Annotated in this window: 2 protein-coding genes; one reads left to right on the forward strand and one right to left on the reverse strand. The window is 36.3% G+C overall.

The genetic code is table 11. The features are described from left to right. The coding region (locus AC1DVK_RS26975) for a transposase (RefSeq protein WP_477627831.1) at positions 1-298 on the forward strand (298 nt) is incomplete at its 5' end. Positions 299-364: 66 nt separating this feature from the next. Here the strand turns inward: AC1DVK_RS26975 and spx are convergent. Further along, positions 365-784 carry a transcriptional regulator Spx gene (gene spx / locus AC1DVK_RS26980; protein ID WP_089365147.1) on the reverse strand — a complete coding sequence of 140 codons (420 nt, stop codon included), beginning with the start codon at positions 782-784 and terminating at the stop codon, positions 365-367. Positions 785-863: the final 79 nt, after the last annotated feature.

Consider the following 863-nt stretch of genomic DNA (forward strand, 5'->3'; position numbering starts at 1 on the left):
TCTTCATCTTCACTCCGATCAAGGATTCCAATATACGACGAAATCATACGAAAGACAGGTAAAAGAACTCGGTCTTCAAGGAAGCCACTCTCGTCGAGGCAATTGTCATGATAACGCTTGTATAGAAAGTTTCTTCTCGCATTTAAAAACAGAGAAGTTATATTTGGTATGTCCAAAAACAGCAGAGGAAGCTTATGTAGCTATTCAGGAGTATATAGACTTCTACAATACGGATCGCTTCCAGGAAAAATTTAACGGCCTTTCCCCGATTGAATATCGAGAAAAGGCCGCAGCTTGAAATACTCTTTTTTTATTGTCTACTTGACAGGGTTATGTGCATCCGCTTTAATGGACAACCCTCTTATTATGCACCGATGTGGGATGGTTGATAATCCAGTTGGCTGATTGCACGCCATAATTGAACATGACGTACTTTTCTAGGAAGGAAGCGTCCCATTTCTTCTTCGTTATAACCGGCATGTAAATTCTTATGGTCAAAAATAATTGGTCGGCGAAGTAAATCCGGGTTATCTTGAATAAGCTTACAAAGATCATTTAATGGTGTATTATTTATATCGATATTTAAGCTTCTGAATTTTTTAGAACGGGTTGAGATGATTTCATCTGTACCGCCTTCTGTTTTACGTAAAACCTCTTTAATTTCTTCAATAGAAAGTGGTTGTGAATATAAATTACGTTCATTGTAGGAAATTTCGTTTTTCTTAAGCCAAGCTTTTGCTTTACGACAGGCTAAGCTGCTTGGAGTAGTATAAATTGTTACCATATAAAATCGACTCCTTCAAAGTGTTAATGTTTATGGAATGAAATTATTTTTGTGTATTTGTTATACTCATACTTTAACG

The sequence above is a fragment of the Peribacillus sp. P4_B1 genome, assembly GCF_056402395.1.

Excerpts from the sequence above, each read along its gene's own strand:
- spx (WP_089365147.1), bottom strand. The coding sequence starts at position 784 with ATGGTAACAATTTATACTACTCCAAGCAGCTTAGCCTGTCGTAAAGCA.